The following is a 16,385-nucleotide window of genomic DNA, read 5'->3' as shown; positions in this document are numbered from 1 at the left end:
CCAGTCTTCGCGCACTTCGTGTCGCTTCGCCAACCCCCTTGCAGGGGGCAACACCAGCGGCCCGGCGGAGCCGGTTCCGCGGTGTTTCGCGAAGGGGCCGGGCTTCGCCGGCCTCGGATTCGGATTCGGATTCGGGGTCAGTCCACCTTCGCTCCGGTGGCTTTCACGACCTTTTCGTACTTGGCCAGCTCGCTCTTCATGAACGCGCCGAACTGTTCCGGCGAGTTGCCCACCGGCTCGGCCAGCAGGGTGCCGAAACGGGTCTTCGTTTCAGACGCGTTGAGCGCCGCAACGAAGGCCTGATTCAGCTTCGCCACCACATCGGCCGGCGTGCCGGCCGGGGCAACCAGGCCCCACCAGGTGTCGATCGCAAAGCCCTTGAGCGTGTCGGCCACAGGCGGAACATCCGGCAGTGCATTGCTGCGCTGCGCTGTGGTCACGGCAATCGCTTTCAGTTTGCCGGAGCGGATGTTCGGTGCAGCGGTCGCGAGGTTGTCGAAGTTGAAGTCCACCTGGCCCGACAGCAGCGCAAGCTGCGCCGGGTTGCCGCCGTTGTAGGGAATGTGCAGCGCGAAGATGCCCGCTTCCTTCTTGAACATCTCGCCCGCGAGATGACCGGCGCTGCCGTTGCCGCCGCTGCCGTAGTTGAGCTTGCCAGGGTTTTTCTTCGCGTAGGCGATCAGCTCGGCGACGTTGTGGATCTTGAGGCGTTCGGCGGTTTCGGCGTTCATCACCAGCACGTTCGGCACACGCACCATCTGCGTGATCGGCGCGAAGTCGCTCGCCGCGTTGAACGGCATCCTGCTGTACAGCCACGGGTTCACCGCGTGGGTGGCCGTGGCCGCGATGCCGATGGTCAGGCCGTCGGGCGCGGCCTTGGCCACCGTGTCGGCGCCGATGTTGCCGCCGGCGCCGGGCTTGTTGTCGATGATCACGGTGCCGAGCGAGTCGCGCACGCGCTCGGCCAGCGCGCGCGCGGTGACGTCGATCGGGCCGCCGGCCGCGTAGGGCACGATCAGCCGGATCGGGCGCTGCTGCGCGCTAGCCTGGCCGACAGCCGCCAGCAGTGCAGCGCCGGCAGCCAGCGCGAAGAAGAGGCGTCTCGTTTTCATGGTGCTTGTCTCAGGGCTGGGCCTTGTCGGCCTCTGTGGTGAAGGCGTCTGCAAAGAATTCTTCTTCGGGAAGGCCGGCTGCGGCCACGTAGTCGCGCTTGGCCGAGTCGACGACGATCGGTGCGCCGCAGGCATAGACCTGGTGGCCCGAGAGGTCGGCAATGTCTTCCAGCACCGCGCGGTGCACGAAGCCGGTTCGACCCGTCCAGTTGTCTTCGGGCACGGCGTTGGAGACCACCGGCACATAGCGCAGGTTCGGCAACTCGGCCAGGTGCTCGCGCACCCAGTCGTCCATGTAGAGGTCTTCGGGCCGGCGGCCGCCCCAGTACAGCACGACCGGCCGGTCGATACCCTTGAACTTCATGTGCTCCAGCAGCGCCTTGATCGGCGCGAAGCCGGTGCCCGAGGCGAGCAGCACCACCGGCTTGTCGGAATCCTCGCGCAGGAAGAAGCTGCCATACGGCCCCTCGATGCGAAGGATCTCTTTTTCCTTCATCGCGCCGAACACATGGTCGGTGAACTTGCCGCCGGGTAGATGCCGGATGTGCAGTTCGAGCCCGGTGCCGGGCTCGCCCAGCGTGTGCGGCGCATTGGCCATGGAGTAGCTGCGGCGTGCGCCGTCGCGCAGGATGAACTCCACATACTGGCCGGCATGGAACTGCAGCGGCTCGCCGGCCGGCAGTTGCAGGCGCAGCCGCACCACGTCGTGCGACATCTTCTGCAGCGCCAGCACCCGCGCCGGCATCTTGCGGATCGGGTGCGCACCGGCTTCGGTAACCTGGCGCGATTCGAGCACCACGTCACTCAGGGCGCGGGCGCGGCAGGTCAGGATGAGGCCGTCGAGCTCTTCTGCGGCGCTCAGGGCCTTGCTCTGATGCGGATCCAGCGTGACCTCGCCCGACAGCTTGCGGCACTTGCAGGAGCCGCAGGCGCCGTCCTTGCAGCCATAGGGCAAGCCCACGCCCTGGCGGATGCCGGCCGAGAGAATCGTCTCGTCGCCGACTGACGTGAAATGGCGCCCGCTCGGCTCGACCGTGATGTGAAAGCCCGCTTCGTGCGGGGCTGGGCTTGTCATGGGTATTCTTGGGCTCGCGAAAAGGAACCGAATTTTGCCCTCAAACCAGAGCCCCCTCGGCGCGCTGCCGGCGCGCTTCCGGCGCGAACGCCTGCTGATCGTGGGTTGCGGCGACGTCGGCCTGCGTGCGGCGCACGTGCTGCGCGGGCGCCTGCAGCTGATCGCGCTGACGTCTTCGACCGGCAAGCTGCAGCGCCTGCGCGATGCGGGCGTGACGCCACTGGTCGGCAACCTCGACGCGCCGGCCACCTTGCGGCGGCTGGCCGGCATCGCCACGCGCGTGCTGCATCTGGCACCGCCCGCGCGCGAGGAGGGCGCGCAATGGTGGCGCGATGCGCGCACCACGGCGCTGGTACGCGCACTGGCGCGGCGCAGCCTGCCGGCGGCACTGGTCTACGGCTCCACCAGCGGGGTGTACGGCGACTGCGGCGGCGCGCTGGTCAGCGAAACGCGCCCGGTGCGGCCCGCCACCCCGCGCGCGCACCGTCGCGTCGATGCCGAGCGCGCGGTGCGCTGGTTCGGCCGCCTGGGCCCGGCCGCGCGCGTGCTGCGCATTCCGGGCATCTATGCGCCGGATCGCGAAGGCGGCACGCCGCGCGAGCGCCTCAAGAAAGGCACGCCGGTGCTGCGGCGCGAGGACGACGTCTACACCAACCACATCCATGCCGACGACCTGGCGCGCGCCTGCGTGGCCGCACTGTGGCGCGGCGGCCCGCAGCGCGTGTTTCACGTCAGCGACGACAGCGACATCAAGATGGGCGACTACATCGACCTGGCCGCTGACCTCTACGGCATGGCGCGCCCGCCGAGGCTCGCGCGCGACGATGCGCAGCAACAGTTGCCGCTGCAATTGTTGAGCTTCATGGGCGAATCGCGCCGGCTCGACAACAGCCGCATGAAGCGCGAGTTGCGCGTGCGGCTCGCGCACCCGACGGTGCACACGGGGCTGCGCGAGGAAGCTTGAGCGATCAGGGGAGGGGCCTCTACCGGGGATTCCAGGGATACCGCGGAACCGGCTTCGCCGGTCCGCCGGTATCGCCCCCGGCAGGGGGTTGGCGAAGCGACACGAAGTGCGCGCAGCCTGGGGGCGAGTCAAAGTGTGGTGCCCGGGGCCGGAATCGAACCGGCACACCTTTCGGTGGGGGATTTTGAGTCCCCTGCGTCTACCAATTTCACCACCCGGGCACGGGGGGAAGCCAGCCGGAAATTATGGCACAGTGACCCCCTATGAATTACCCGACGATCGAAGACGCCATAGGCAAGACGCCCCTGGTGGCGCTGCGCCGCATCGAAGCCGCAGAGAACGACAAGCGTGGCAACGTGATCCTCGGCAAGCTCGAAGGCAACAACCCGGCCGGCTCGGTGAAAGATCGGCCCGCGCTTTCCATGATCAAGCGCGCCGAGGAGCGCGGTGAAATCAAGCCCGGCGACACGCTGATCGAAGCCACTTCCGGCAACACCGGCATTGCGCTCGCGATGGCTGCGGCGATCAAGGGCTATCGCATGGTGCTGATCATGCCGGAGGACTTGTCCGTCGAACGCGCCCAGACCATGAAGGCCTTCGGCGCCGAACTCATTCTCACGCCCAAGAGCGGCGGCATGGAGTACGCGCGCGACCTGGCCGACCAGATGGTGGTGCAGGGCAAGGGCCGCGTGCTCGACCAGTTCGCCAACGCCGACAACCCGCGCATCCACTACGAGACCACCGGCCCTGAGATCTGGGACGACACCCAGGGCCGCATCACGCACTTCGTGAGCGCGATGGGCACCACGGGCACCATCACCGGTGTCTCGCACTACCTGAAGGAAAAGAACCCGGCGGTGCGCATCGTCGGCGCGCAGCCCGACGAAGGCTCGCGCATCCCCGGCATCCGCAAATGGCCCGAGGCCTACCTGCCGAAGATCTACGACCCGAGCCGGGTCGACCAGGTCGTCAACGTGAGCCAGGACAACGCGGAGGAGATGTGCCGCCGCCTGGCACGCGAGGAGGGTATTTTCGGGGGCATCTCGGCCGCAGGCGCGCTCTGGGTTGCGTTGGAGATTGCCAGAACGGTGGAGAACGCCACCATCGTGTTCGTCGTTTGCGACCGGGGCGACCGCTATCTGTCGACCGGCGTGTTCCCCGCCTGATCTTTCCGCCCGATTGCACGTCATGTCCGATCCCAAGTTTTGCCAGGTCTGTGCCACCCCGCTCGAATGGATCGAGCTGATGGAAGATGGCGGCGCCAAGGCGCGCCTGCGCTGCCCCGCCTGCGGCCACACGCACTGGAACAACCCGACACCGGTGCTCGCCGCGATCATCGAATACCGCGGCCAGGTGCTGCTGGCGCGCAATGCAGCCTGGTCGCATAAGGCCTATGCGCTGATCACCGGCTTCATGGAGGCCGGCGAAACGCCGCAGGAAGGCATCGCGCGCGAGATCAAGGAAGAAACCAACCTGGAGGCGAGCGAGCTCAACCTGGTCGGCGTCTACGACTTCCAGCGCATGAACCAGATCATCATCGCCTACCACGCGGTGGCCGACGGCGAGGTGCGTCTCTCGCCCGAACTGGTCGACTACAAGCTCTACGACCTGCCGGCGCTCAAGTGCTGGCCGGCCGGCACCGGCTATGCGTTGGCCGACTGGTTGCGCTCGCGCGGCCATGAGCCCAGCTTCATCGAATGGCCGCGCCCGGCGGCGGCACCGGCTGCCTAGAATCGGGCCACCGCCCAAGGACCCCCATGCACATCCACAAAGAGCTCGACACCCGCGGCCTCAACTGCCCGTTGCCGATCCTCAAGGCCAAGAAGGCGCTCAACGAGCTGACCAGCGGCCAGTTGCTCAAGGTGGTGTCTACCGACGCCGGGTCGGTGCGCGACTTCCAGGCCTTTGCCCGCCAGACCGGCAACGACCTGGTCGAGCAGCAAACGCAGGGCACGGACTTCATCCACGTGCTGCGGCGGCGCTGAACGGCCATGCGGCAGCGCGTTGTTGCCGCGCTGGCCGCGGCCGCCCTGTTGGCCTTGGGCGGACTCGCCGCGCTGGTTTTCTGGAGTGACGGGATGCCCCAAGACACCTTGAGCAAACCGGCGCCCGGCGGCACTGTGCCGATCGCCGTGCTTGGCGATTCGCTGAGCCACGCCTACCAGGACAGCATCTTTTTTCCACCGGGCACGCGCGAGCGGGGCGGTGACTTCCACGCCGGCACGCTGCAGTGGACGGAAGCGCTGAGCCGTCTGCGCGGCAATGAAATCGACATGGGCCCGCGGGTCGCCTGGGGCCGGCCGGGCGTGGTGGCGCGCGCGCGCGAACTGGTCGGGTTGCCCCCGGGGCGTGCGCCGAAGAAAGAGGACTACCTCTACAACTTTGCCAACTCCGGTGCCTCCTGCAAGAACCTCAATGGCGGCCGCTTTCGCCAGACGCCCCGCCTGCTGGCGCTAATGAAGCAGGCGCCCGACCGCTGGCAACAAGGCGTGGTGGTGATCCGCATCGGCCTGAACAACTGGACCTGGCTGCTCGACCTGCAGTCGCGCGAGCCCGATGCGCCGCAGGTGCGTGCCGCCGCCGCGTTCTGCGTCGACGAGATCCGGCTGGCGATGGAAGCCATTCTTGCCGAGTACCCGGCGATGCGCATCGTGCTGGTGGGCTACGTCAACGAAGCCGACGACCCGGTCCACTTCGAGAAATGGCGCACGGCCGCAGCGACTGCCAACATCGGGCGCGCACTGGCGATGTTCAACGCCAGGCTGCGCGAACTGGCGGCAAGCACGCCGCAGGCGAGCTTCTTCGACGATTTCGCGTGGTTCCACCAGCGGTGGGGGTCACGCGGCCCGAACGGCGAGCCCGACTACAAGACGGTGACGATCGGCGCGCTGGAGGTGCGCAACACCAAGGGGGACGCGCCCGGCAATGCCCTGCTGGACGACCAGCATCCAGGCCTGGTGTGGAACGTGTTGTGGGCGCAGGCCATGGCGCAGCACCTGCATGGCCTGGGCCTTGCGGTGACGCCGATCGGTGACCAGGAAGTGGCCGACCTGGTCGCGTCACAAATCGCTAAGGTCAAAGCGCCAGGCTCTTGAGGTACGCGCGGAACTCGCCGCCCACCTCGGGGTGCGCCAGCGCGAGTTCGACCGTCGCCTGCAGAAAGCCTTCCTTGCTGCCGCAGTCGTAGCGCGTGCCCTTGTAGGCATAGGCATAGACCGACTCTTTCTTAAGCAACGAAGCGATGCCGTCGGTGAGCTGGATCTCGCCGCCGGCACCGCTGGACTGCTGGCGGATCTCGGCGAACACGGCGGGCGTGAGGATGTAGCGGCCGGCCACGCCGAGGCGCGAGGGCGCGTTCTCGGGGCTGGGCTTCTCGACCATGCGGCTGACTTTGGTCAGGCCGTCCTCGACGGCGTCACCGGCGACGATGCCGTAGCGCTTGACCTGCTCGAGCGGCACTTCCTGCACCGCCAGCACCGAGCTCTGCAGCTTGGCGAATGCGCGAGTCATCTGCGCCAGCACCGGCTCCCCGCCATCGGGCCCTACCATCAGGTCGTCGGCCAGCAGGACGGCGAAGGGCTCGTTGCCGACCAGATGTTCGGCACACAGCACCGCATGGCCCAGGCCCAGCATGCGCGGCTGGCGCACGTAGGAGCAGGTCATGTCGTCGGGCATCACCGAGCGCGCGATGTTCAGCAGCGCGGTCTTGCCGTTGGACTCGAGCTGGCTTTCGAGCTCGTAGGCGGTGTCGTAGTGGTCTTCGATCGCGCGCTTGTTGCGCCCGGTCACGAAGATCATGTCGCGGATGCCCGCGGCATAGGCCTCTTCGACGGCGTACTGGATCAGCGGCTTGTCGACCACCGGCAGCATTTCCTTGGGTTGTGCCTTGGTGGCAGGGAGAAAGCGGGTGCCGAAGCCCGCGACGGGAAACACGGCCTTGCGAATGGTGCTCGTTTGGGACATGGGTCGATGGCAGAAGAAAGTAGCAATTGCGCGATGTTACGTCCCCCGGACCAAAACACCATGTCAGCTGAGGCGCTGAAGCTGATCCTGCAGCCGCACCAGCGTGGCGGAGAAGTCTTCGAGCCGCTTGCGCTCCTGCTCGATCACGGCCGGCGGCGCCTTCGCGACGAAGGCCTCGTTGCCCAGCTTGCCGTGCACCTTGGCGATCTCGCCTTCGATGCGCGCGGTTTCCTTGCCGATGCGGGCCTTCTCCGCGGCCTTGTCGATCTCCATGTGCAGGCAGAAGCGCACCGCGCCGGCCACCGCCACTGGTGCGGCTTCGGCCGCCGCGGCCCACGCCGCCTCGTCGTCGAACAGCTTCACTTCCTTGAGCTTGGCCAGCGCCTGCAGCACCGGGGCCGCGTCGCGCAGGAAGGCCGCGTCGGCCTCGCTGTCGGCCACCGCATAGAGCGGCAGCCGGGTGGCGGGCGACACGTTCATTTCGCCGCGCAGCGTTCGGCAGGCGTCGACCAGCTGCTTGAGCTTTGCCACGTGCGCCTCGGCCGCCTCATCGATCTTTTCCGGCTGGCTCTGCGGATAGGCCGCGATCATGATCGACTCGCCGCCGCGTCCCGCCACCGGCGCGACCTTCTGCCAGAGCCCCTCGGTGATGAAGGGAATCACCGGGTGTGCCAGGCGCAGCAGCGCTTCGAGCGTGCGGATCAGGGTGCGGCGCGTGGCGCGTTTCTGCGCATCGTCGCCGTTCTGCAGTTGCACCTTTGCGATCTCGAGGTACCAGTCGCAGAACTCGTCCCAGGCAAACTGGTAGACCGTGCTCGCGACGTTGTCGAGGCGGTATTCCTCGAAGCCTTTGGCCACCTCCGCCTCCACGCGCTGCAGTTGCGAGACGATCCAGAAGTCGGCACGGCTGAACTTCAGGTAGCCGTGCGCCGGCCCGCCGACTGCGCACTCGGCCTTGGTGTGTTCCTTCAGGCCGCAGTCCTGCCCCTCGCAGTTCATCAGCACGAAGCGCGTCGCGTTCCAGAGCTTGTTGCAGAAGTTGCGATAGCCCTCGCAGCGTTTCGGATCGAAATTGATGCTGCGGCCGAGCGAGGCGAGCGATGCGAAGGTGAAGCGCAGTGCATCGGCGCCGAAGGCCGGAATGCCGTCCGGAAACTCCTTCTGCGTGTTCTTGCGCACGGCCGGCGCGGTCTCGGGCCTGCGTAGGCCCTGCGCGCGCTTGTCGAGCAGCTCGGGCAGTGCGATGCCGTCGATCAGGTCGACCGGATCCAGCACGTTGCCTTCCGACTTGCTCATCTTCTTGCCCTGCGCATCGCGCACCACGCCGTGGATGTACACGTGCCTGAACGGAACGCGGCCGGTGAAGTGCTTCGTCATCATGATCATCCGGGCGACCCAGAAGAAGATGATGTCGTAGCCCGTCACGAGCACCGACGAGGGCAGGTAGAGGTTGTAGTCGGAGGTCGGCGCATCGTCGGCCGCAGGCCAGCCCATGGTCGAGAACGGCACCAGCGCTGCCGAGTACCAGGTGTCGAGCACGTCTTCGTCGCGCGTGAGCGTCTTGCCCGGCGCCTGGGCCTGTGCGGCCGCTTCGTCGCGCGCCACATAGACCTTGCCGTCCTCGTCGTACCAGGCGGGGATCTGGTGGCCCCACCAGAGCTGGCGGCTGATGCACCAGTCCTGGATGTTGTTCATCCACTGGTTGTAGGTGTTGACCCAGTTCTCGGGCACGAAGCGCACCTCGCCCGACTGCACCGCGTCGATCGCCTTCTGCGCGATCGACTGGTCCTTCGCGTCGGGCTTGCTCATCGCCACGAACCATTGGTCGGTCAGCATCGGCTCGATCACGGCGCCGGTGCGCGTGCAGCGCGGCACCATCAGCTTGTGCTTGACGGTGTCGACCAGCACGCCCAGCGCTTCGAGATCCGCCACGATCGCCTTGCGTGCGACGAAGCGGTCGAGGCCGCGGTATTTTTCGGGGGCGTTGTCGTTGACGGTTGCATCCAGCGTCAGCACTCCGATGGTCTGCAGGCCATGGCGCTGGCCGACCGCATAGTCGTTGTAGTCGTGCGCGGGCGTGACCTTCACCACGCCGGTGCCGAAGGTCTTGTCCACATAGTCGTCGGCGATCACCGGGATCAGCCGATCCACCAGCGGCAGCTTCACGCGCTGGCCGATCAGGTGCTTGTAGCGCTCGTCTTCGGGGTGCACCATCAGCGCGGTGTCGCCGAGCATGGTTTCGGGCCGCGTGGTGGCCACCGTCAGCGAGCCCGTACCGTCTTCGAGCGGGTAGGCGATGTGCCACAGAAAACCGTTCTCTTCCTCGCTCTCGACCTCGAGGTCGCTCACCGCTGTTTTCAGCACGGGATCCCAGTTCACGAGACGCTTGCCGCGGTAGATCAGGCCTTCTTCATAGAGCTTGACGAAGGTGTCGGTGACCACCGGCGACAGCTTGTCGTCCATGGTGAAGTACTCGCGGCTCCAGTCGACCGTGTCGCCGAGGCGGCGCATCTGCCGGGTGATGGTGTTGCCCGATTGCTGCTTCCATTCCCACACGCGCGCAACGAAGTTCTTGCGGCCGAGTTCGTGCCGATCCAGCTTCTGCTCCTGCAGCTGGCGTTCCACCACGATCTGGGTGGCGATGCCCGCGTGGTCGGTGCCCGGCACCCACACCGTGTTGTCGCCCTTCATGCGGTGGTAGCGCGCGAGGCTGTCCATGATCGTGTGGTTGAACGCATGGCCCATGTGCAGCGTGCCAGTCACGTTCGGTGGCGGCAGCTGAATCGAGAACGCGGGCGCGTCTTCCTTGGGCTGCTGCGTGCCGCGAAAGCCGGCCTTCGCGTAGCCGCGCTTTTCCCACTCCGGCCCCCAGTGCGCCTCGAGGGCAGCGGGTTCGAACGATTTGGACAGGCTCTCGAGGCCGGGTTGAAGCAGGGTGTCGCTCATGGCGGTGCAAAAACAAACGGCATCCCGCAGGATGCCGTGGGGTGGGGGAACAGCCCGCGATTTTATTCGACCGGGCCCGGCACTCGCGTCCGGGGGTAGATGCCTCGGTCGGCCGATAATTCCGCGATGCTGTTTCTTCTCTCTCCTGCCAAATCGCTGGACTTCGACTCGCCCATCGGCGACCTGCCGGCCACCCAGCCCGTGTTCGAGGGCCCCCGGGGCCCGGCGGCCGAACTGATCAAGCTGCTGCGTACCAAGACGCCGCAAGACATCGCCGAGCTGATGCACCTGTCGGACAAGCTGTCGGCGCTCAATTTCGCCCGCTATGCGGCCTGGGTGTCCAGGGGCACGGCGAAGAACGCCAAGCCGGCCGCGCTGGCCTTCGACGGCGACGTGTACGGCGGGCTCGACGCGAAGTCGCTCACCCCGAAGCAGCTGGGCTGGGCGCAAGACCACGTCTGCATCCTCAGCGGTCTATACGGCGTGCTGCGCCCGCTCGATCTGCTGCAGCCCTACCGCCTCGAAATGGGCACACAGCTCGCCAACCGCCATGGCAAGGATCTCTATGCCTTCTGGGGGCCGCGCATCGCCGAACACCTGAACACGCGCCTGATGGCGGATCGCACGCCGGTGGTGATCAACCTCGCCTCGCAGGAATACTTCAGGTCGGTCGACCTCAAGGTGCTGAAGGCGCGCGTGGTCGAGTGCGTGTTCCAGGAGTGGAAAGGCGACAAGTACAAGATCGTGAGCTTCTTCGCCAAGCGCGCCCGCGGCCTGATGGCGCGCTGGGCGGTGCTGCACAAGGCTGCGACGCCCGGGGCGCTGGAGAAATTCGACCTCGAGGGCTATCGCTTCGATGCCGCGGTGTCGAAGCCCGACCGCCTCGTGTTCCGCAGGAAAGTGCCATGAGCAACGGCCAATTTGTAAGCCCGGAGCTGCGCGAATGGATGGCGGCGCAACTTGCGGCCGGCCATTCGATACCGGCGCTGAGGGCATCGATGCGCGACGCCGGCTGGCATGACGACGTGGCCGATGCGGCGCTGGCCGAGCTCCAGTCGCAGACGGCGAGCGCCGCGCCCGTCGAACCGCAGCGTGCGATGCCGGGGCCCGATCTCGCCGCGGCGCCGCTCGAGATCGAGGCCGTCGACCGCCGCGTACAGGTGCTGCAGACGATGCGCAATCCGCGCGTGGTGGTGTTCGGCAGCCTGTTGTCCGACGAGGAGTGCGACGGTCTCATCGCGGCGGCCCGGGTGCGGCTTGCGCGCTCGCTCACGGTCGAGACACAGACCGGCGGCGAGGTTCTCAATGTCGACCGCACCAGCGACGGCATGTTCTTCGAACGCGGCGAAAACGCCCTCGTCGCGCGGCTCGAAGCCCGCATCGCGGCGCTGCTGCGCTGGCCGATCGAGTTCGGCGAGGGCTTGCAGGTGCTGCGCTACCGGCCCGGCGCCGAGTACCGCCCGCACTACGACTACTTCGATCCGGCCGAGCCCGGCACGCCGACCATCTTGCGCCGCGGTGGCCAGCGTGTCGCCACGCTGGTTATGTACCTCCAGGCGCCCGAACAGGGCGGCGCCACCACCTTTCCCGACGTGGGGCTCGAAGTGGCTCCGGTGCGCGGCACCGGCGTGTTTTTCAGCTACGACCGGCCCGACCCCGCTACCCGCACGCTTCATGGCGGCGCACCGGTGCTGCTGGGCGAAAAATGGGTGGCCACCAAGTGGCTGCGCGAACGCGAATTTTCTTGAACCGGCCATGAAGCTGAGAGCAAACGGCATTCACCTCTACGTCGACGACAGCGGCGCCGACGGCAGCCAGAACGGGCGTCCCGTGGTGCTGCTGATCATGGGTCTGGGCATGCAGTTCATCGGCTGGCCGATGGAGTTCGTGCAGCCGCTGGTCGACGCCGGCTACCGCGTGGTGCGCTACGACAACCGCGACATCGGCCTGAGCGAGGGCTTCGAGCACGCCGGCAAGCGCAACCTCGTCTGGGAAAGCCTGCGCGCCAGGTTCGGCCTGCCCGTGCGCTCGGCCTACACGCTGCAGGACATGGCGAACGACGCGCTCGGCCTGCTCGACGCGCTCGGTATCGCGCAGGCGCACGTGGTCGGCGCCTCGATGGGCGGCATGATCGCGCAGCGCGTGGCGGCCACCGCACCGGAGCGCGTGCTGAGCCTCACCAGCATCATGAGTTCGAGCGGCGCGCGCGGCCTGCCCGGCCCGCGGCCCGAGATTGCGAGCGGGCTGATCCGGCGTCCCCCCGGCCGCAGCGAAGACGCGCTGGTGGACTTCAGCCTCGGCTTCATCAAGCTGATCGCCAGCCCGGACTATCCCCACGAGCCGACGGCGCTCGCGACGCGCGTGCGTACCGGCATCCAGCGCGCCTACCGGCCCGATGGCGTAATGCGGCAGCTGCTTGCGATCGGCGCCGACCGCGACCGCCCCACCATGCTCTCGAAGATCAAGAGCCCGACACTGGTGCTGCACGGCGAGGCCGACAAGCTGGTGCCGATCGCCTGCGGGCAAGACACCGCACGGCGCATTCCGGGCGCCCGGTTCGTGCCGATTCCCGGCATGGGCCACGACCTGCCGCCGCAGGTGTCGGCGCTGCTGACCGGCCACATCATTCCGTTCCTGAAGTCTGCCGGCCGCCCCGCATGACCTTGTCCAATATCAACACTCCGCAGGATTCGCAGCTCGGCCGCCGTTCGGCCTACGTTGACCAGTACGACGCGAGCCTGCTGTTCCCGATCGCACGCGCCACGCAGCGCGAAGCCATGGGCATTGCAGCCGGCGCGCTGCCGTTTTTCGGCGCCGACCTGTGGACCGCGTTCGAGTTGAGCTGGCTCAATGCGCGCGGCAAGCCGCAGTTGGCCATTGCGCATTTCACGGTGCCGTGCGAGACGCCCAACATCATCGAGAGCAAGTCGTTCAAGCTCTACCTCAACAGCTTCAACAGCACGGTGTTCGCGAGCCTCGACGCGGTGCGCGATCGGCTGCGGGCCGATTTGTCCGAGGCGGCCTGGCGCGGCAGCGACCGCAGCGCCAGCATCGGCGTGCGGCTGATCGCGCCCGACGCGTTCGACCAGGAACCGGTGCACGAGCTCGACGGGCTCAACCTCGATCGGCTCGAGATCGAATGCACCCACTACCAGCCGGCCCCCGAACTGCTGAGCGCCCGAATCGACGAGCCGCCGGTGAACGAAACGCTCAGCAGCCGGCTGCTCAAGAGCAACTGCCTGGTGACCGGCCAGCCCGACTGGGGCAGCGTGCAGATCCGCTACAGCGGCCCGCCGATCGACCAGGCCGGTCTGCTGGCGTACATCGTGAGTTTTCGCAACCACAACGAGTTTCACGAGCCCTGCGCCGAACGCATCTTCAACGACATCTGGCTGCGCTGCCGGCCCAACAAGCTGGCCGTGTACGCGCGCTACACGCGGCGCGGCGGGCTCGACATCAACCCGTTCCGCACCAGTTGGCCGCAGGCGCTGCCAGCCAACATCCGCACCGCGCGACAGTAGGGATTCGCTCCTACACCCCGGCGTGCGCTGCCGCGCCGATACTGTGGGATTCTAGAAAAACGCCCCGGAGGAGTTCTTGAACGTGCTCATCGTCGACGACAACGAGGCCGCGGCCGACTTGCTGAAGGAACTGCTTTCGCTGCAGGATCACACGGCACGCTGCTGCTACACCGCTCAGCAGGCGCTCGATGCCTTGGCCCGCGAGCACTACGACGTCGCGCTGGTCGACCTGATGCTGCCCGACATGCCCGGCACCGAAGTGGCGCGCCGCCTGCGCAGCGCTGCCGACAGCCGACCGCCGTTGCTGGTCGCCATTTCGGGCTATTCAACGCAGGACGCAGCGGGCGCCGAAGCGCGCACGCTGTTCGACCATTACCTGCAGAAGCCGATCGACTTCGATGCGCTCGACCGCATCCTGTCCGCGCCCGGCGAGCGGGCTTCCGCATGAAGGTGTCGCCCGGCGCAGGCAGCTGGATCGCGGCCGGCGTGCGCCACGAACTTCTCACGCGCGCGCTGCCGACGCTGCGCCACGACATGGCCGCGCCGGTGTCGGTCATTCGCATGGGGCTGCTGATGCTCAAGCGGCAGGTGGCCGCGTCCGAACTCGACCCGGTCGCCTGTGCCCAGCGCGTTGAACTCATTGACAGCCAGGTCGGCGAACTGACGGCTGGCATCCGCCTGCTGCGTCACTGGGAGCTGGCAACCGAGGACAGCGGCATCACGCGTTCCGGATTGGTCGCGGCCTGCGTCGCGCTGATGCGTGCGGCCTTTGATCTCCAAGGCGTTGCGCTCGAGGTCGATGCGACGCTGGTGCCGGTCGAAGACGAACCCCACTGGCCCCGGGCGGCCGCGCTGCGCTACATGCTGCTCGGTGCCATGGGCCATCTGCACGACAGTGTCGATGCGGTCGGCACTATCGTCATCGCGCCCGATGGCGACAACGCCCTACTGCTCACCGCCTTGCCCGAACCCGGCGCGGGCGCGGGCCCCGACAGCGCCCACGTGCACCGCGCACCACGCGCGCTGGCGATCGACGCGATCGCGCTGCAAAGCCTGGCCGACGACCTCGGCTACGAGGTGAGGCGCGACGGCGACGTGCTGCGCCTGGCCTTCGGCGCGGCCTGAGTCGGCCGCGCCCGGGCCTGCGCGCGCCAGTGCCGCTGCAGGAAAGCGAGCAACCGCGCCTCGGCCGCGTGTTCGGCTGGTTGATGGACAAAGCATATGCGCATTGCGTAAGTTCACCTGGCGAAAGAATACGCATGGCGTATATTTCAGCGCATGAGCCAGCAACAAGACATCCTGCGCGACGCGATGCGCCGCCTCAATCTCACCCGCGACGCGTTTTCGGGGCGGCTGGGCGTGCGCCGCCGCGCGCTCGACACCTGGCTGCTGCCGGCCGATTCGAGCGAGTCGCGTGCCATGCCGGAGATGGTCGGCAAGTTCGTCGCCGAAATCCTGCAGCGCGAGGCGCTCGGCGCCGCCGTCGGCACCGCGGGCGCGGACGACCGCCCGCTCGCGCAACGCATCGGGGCCGAAGGCAAGCCGCAGCTGCTGTCGGTCGCGCAGTTCGACCGCGGCAGCCTCGAAGACCTGTTCCAGGTCGCCGACATCATGCAGCCCATCGCGCGCCGCCAGAAGGTCACGCGCATCCTTGAAGGCGCTGTGCTCGGCAGCCTCTTCTTCGAGGCCAGCACGCGCACGCGCGTGAGCTTCGGCGCTGCCTTCTGCCGGCTCGGCGGCACGGTGTGCGACACCACCGGCTTCACCTTCTCGTCGATGGCCAAGGGCGAGTCGATCTACGACACCAGCCGCGTGATGAGCGGCTATGTCGACGCGCTGGTGGTGCGCCATCCCGAGCAGGGTTCGGTGGCCGAGTTCGCGCGGGCCACCAACATTCCCGTCATCAACGCGGGCGATGGCCCGGGCGAGCATCCAAGCCAGGCAGTCCTCGACCTCTACACGATCCAGCGCGAGTTTTCACGCATGGGCAAGCTGGTGGACGGCACGCACGTCGCGATGGTCGGCGATCTGAAGTACGGCCGCACGGTGCATTCGCTGATCCGGCTGCTCGCGCTCTACCGCGGCCTGAAGTTCACGCTGATTGCGCCGCCGTCGCTCGAGATGCCGGCCTACCTGCTGGAACTGGTGGCGCGCAACGGCCATGTGATCGAGCAGACCACGTCGCTGCAGGAGGGCCTTCGCGGCGCGGACGTGGTCTATGCCACGCGCATCCAGAAGGAGCGCTTCGCGGGCGAGGAGATCGAGGGCTACACGCCCGAGTTCCAGGTGTGCAAGGCGCTGGTGGATGCGGTCTGCAAGCCCGACACCATCCTGATGCACCCGCTGCCGCGCGACGGCCGCCCGGGCGCGAATGACCTGAGCATCGACCTCAACCACGACCCGCGTCTCGCGATCTTCCGCCAGACCGACAACGGCATTCCCGTGCGCATGGCGCTGTTCGCGGTGCTGATGGGCGTCGAGAAGCAGGTCGCGCGCTCGATGCGCGACGCTGGGTGGCGCTCGCCGGCGCACATCGGCCCGGACGACGCGGACTTTGATGGGCTCGACTGATACGGTCGTTGCATTCAAAGATATTGAGCCGGCGTTGATCTTGGCGCTGAGGTTCTGTCCGGGGCGGGCTCAGGGCGGCGGGGCACGCTGCTCCGCGAATGTCCCCCGGCCTGCGGCCTCCTCCTGATATTGTTCCTCCCGCTCCCGAAGCGCTGAAGGGAGCCCGTCCGGTAAACCCTGTGCTCCTCCTTGGGCTTGCCAGCCCGCAATAAAGACTGGGGAAGCGGACGGAT

General features: G+C 67.4%; 16 protein-coding genes and 1 tRNA gene. 12 read left to right on the top strand and 5 right to left on the bottom strand.

Features of this window, described 5'->3' with window-relative positions; all coding sequences use genetic code 11:
• Positions 1–137: 137 nt before the first annotated feature.
• Together ACSFA8_RS16030 and ACSFA8_RS16025 are read right to left on the bottom strand one after the other, a co-directional pair.
• Entirely contained in the window at positions 138–1,112 is a 975-nt protein-coding gene (locus tag ACSFA8_RS16030) for a Bug family tripartite tricarboxylate transporter substrate binding protein (RefSeq protein WP_435480500.1), read from the bottom strand.
• A 10-nt stretch (positions 1,113–1,122) separates the two neighbouring features.
• The gene (locus ACSFA8_RS16025) at positions 1,123–2,187 is read right to left on the bottom strand and encodes a CDP-6-deoxy-delta-3,4-glucoseen reductase (RefSeq protein WP_435480499.1); all 1,065 of its coding nucleotides are present in this window, start codon (positions 2,185–2,187) and stop codon (positions 1,123–1,125) included.
• 34 nt (positions 2,188–2,221) lie between these two features.
• Here ACSFA8_RS16025 and ACSFA8_RS16020 point away from each other — a divergent pair, with 34 nt between their 5' ends.
• The gene (locus tag ACSFA8_RS16020; RefSeq protein ID WP_435480498.1) at positions 2,222–3,151 is read left to right on the top strand and encodes an NAD-dependent epimerase/dehydratase family protein; all 930 of its coding nucleotides are present in this window, start codon (positions 2,222–2,224) and stop codon (positions 3,149–3,151) included.
• A 136-nt stretch (positions 3,152–3,287) separates the two neighbouring features.
• On the opposite strand, the gene ACSFA8_RS16015 is transcribed toward ACSFA8_RS16020, so the two are convergent.
• Positions 3,288–3,372 (bottom strand) — tRNA-Leu (locus tag ACSFA8_RS16015).
• Between the two features lie 42 nt (positions 3,373–3,414).
• Here ACSFA8_RS16015 and cysM point away from each other — a divergent pair.
• The 4 genes from cysM (at position 3,415) to ACSFA8_RS15995 (ending at position 6,246) form a co-directional block, all read left to right on the top strand.
• Complete coding sequence (gene cysM, locus ACSFA8_RS16010) at positions 3,415–4,317, top strand: cysteine synthase CysM (RefSeq protein WP_435480497.1); 903 nt, start codon at positions 3,415–3,417, stop codon at positions 4,315–4,317.
• Between the two features lie 22 nt (positions 4,318–4,339).
• The gene (locus ACSFA8_RS16005) at positions 4,340–4,882 is read left to right on the top strand and encodes an NUDIX domain-containing protein (RefSeq protein WP_435480496.1); all 543 of its coding nucleotides are present in this window, start codon (positions 4,340–4,342) and stop codon (positions 4,880–4,882) included.
• A gap of 26 nt (positions 4,883–4,908) precedes the next feature.
• A complete protein-coding gene (locus ACSFA8_RS16000; protein WP_435480495.1) occupies positions 4,909–5,136 on the top strand; it encodes a sulfurtransferase TusA family protein in 228 nt (75 codons plus the stop codon).
• Positions 5,137–5,229: 93 nt separating this feature from the next.
• Positions 5,230–6,246 (top strand): SGNH/GDSL hydrolase family protein, encoded by a 1,017-nt coding sequence (locus ACSFA8_RS15995; protein WP_435480494.1) that lies wholly within the window; start codon positions 5,230–5,232, stop codon positions 6,244–6,246.
• Here the strand turns inward: ACSFA8_RS15995 and galU are convergent.
• Complete coding sequence (gene galU / locus ACSFA8_RS15990; RefSeq protein WP_435480493.1) at positions 6,227–7,114, bottom strand: UTP--glucose-1-phosphate uridylyltransferase GalU; 888 nt, start codon at positions 7,112–7,114, stop codon at positions 6,227–6,229. The genes ACSFA8_RS15995 and galU overlap by 20 nt on opposite strands.
• Positions 7,115–7,177: 63 nt before the next feature.
• Complete coding sequence (locus ACSFA8_RS15985) at positions 7,178–10,060, bottom strand: valine--tRNA ligase (RefSeq protein WP_435480492.1); 2,883 nt, start codon at positions 10,058–10,060, stop codon at positions 7,178–7,180.
• A gap of 126 nt (positions 10,061–10,186) precedes the next feature.
• Here ACSFA8_RS15985 and yaaA point away from each other — a divergent pair, with 126 nt between their 5' ends.
• From yaaA to ACSFA8_RS15950, 7 genes are all read left to right on the top strand, one after another.
• A complete protein-coding gene (yaaA, locus tag ACSFA8_RS15980; protein WP_435480491.1) occupies positions 10,187–10,969 on the top strand; it encodes a peroxide stress protein YaaA in 783 nt (260 codons plus the stop codon).
• Positions 10,966–11,808: a 2OG-Fe(II) oxygenase gene (locus ACSFA8_RS15975; RefSeq protein ID WP_435480490.1), complete on the top strand. Its 843-nt coding sequence runs from the start codon at positions 10,966–10,968 to the stop codon at positions 11,806–11,808. Before yaaA ends, ACSFA8_RS15975 begins: the two co-directional genes overlap by 4 nt.
• A 7-nt stretch (positions 11,809–11,815) precedes the next feature.
• On the top strand, positions 11,816–12,721 hold the full coding sequence (locus ACSFA8_RS15970) for an alpha/beta fold hydrolase (RefSeq protein ID WP_435480489.1): 906 nt from the start codon (positions 11,816–11,818) through the stop codon (positions 12,719–12,721).
• Positions 12,722–12,732: 11 nt separating this feature from the next.
• Positions 12,733–13,581 carry an NADPH-dependent 7-cyano-7-deazaguanine reductase QueF gene (gene queF / locus ACSFA8_RS15965; RefSeq protein ID WP_435480705.1) on the top strand — a complete coding sequence of 283 codons (849 nt, stop codon included), beginning with the start codon at positions 12,733–12,735 and terminating at the stop codon, positions 13,579–13,581.
• An 82-nt stretch (positions 13,582–13,663) separates the two neighbouring features.
• Positions 13,664–14,029 (top strand): response regulator, encoded by a 366-nt coding sequence (locus ACSFA8_RS15960; RefSeq protein ID WP_435480704.1) that lies wholly within the window; start codon positions 13,664–13,666, stop codon positions 14,027–14,029.
• Positions 14,026–14,706, top strand: a complete 681-nt coding sequence (locus tag ACSFA8_RS15955; RefSeq protein ID WP_435480488.1) for a hypothetical protein — start codon at positions 14,026–14,028, stop codon at positions 14,704–14,706. Before ACSFA8_RS15960 ends, ACSFA8_RS15955 begins: the two co-directional genes overlap by 4 nt.
• 153 nt (positions 14,707–14,859) lie before the next feature.
• Complete coding sequence (locus tag ACSFA8_RS15950; protein WP_435480487.1) at positions 14,860–16,152, top strand: aspartate carbamoyltransferase; 1,293 nt, start codon at positions 14,860–14,862, stop codon at positions 16,150–16,152.
• The last annotated feature ends 233 nt before the right edge of the window (positions 16,153–16,385 follow it).

It is taken from the genome of Variovorax nitratireducens (assembly GCF_051216545.1).
Lineage (GTDB): Bacteria > Pseudomonadota > Gammaproteobacteria > Burkholderiales > Burkholderiaceae_C > Variovorax.
The sequence above is the reverse complement of the archived record's forward strand: the minus strand, read 5'-3'. Positions and strand labels throughout refer to the sequence as shown.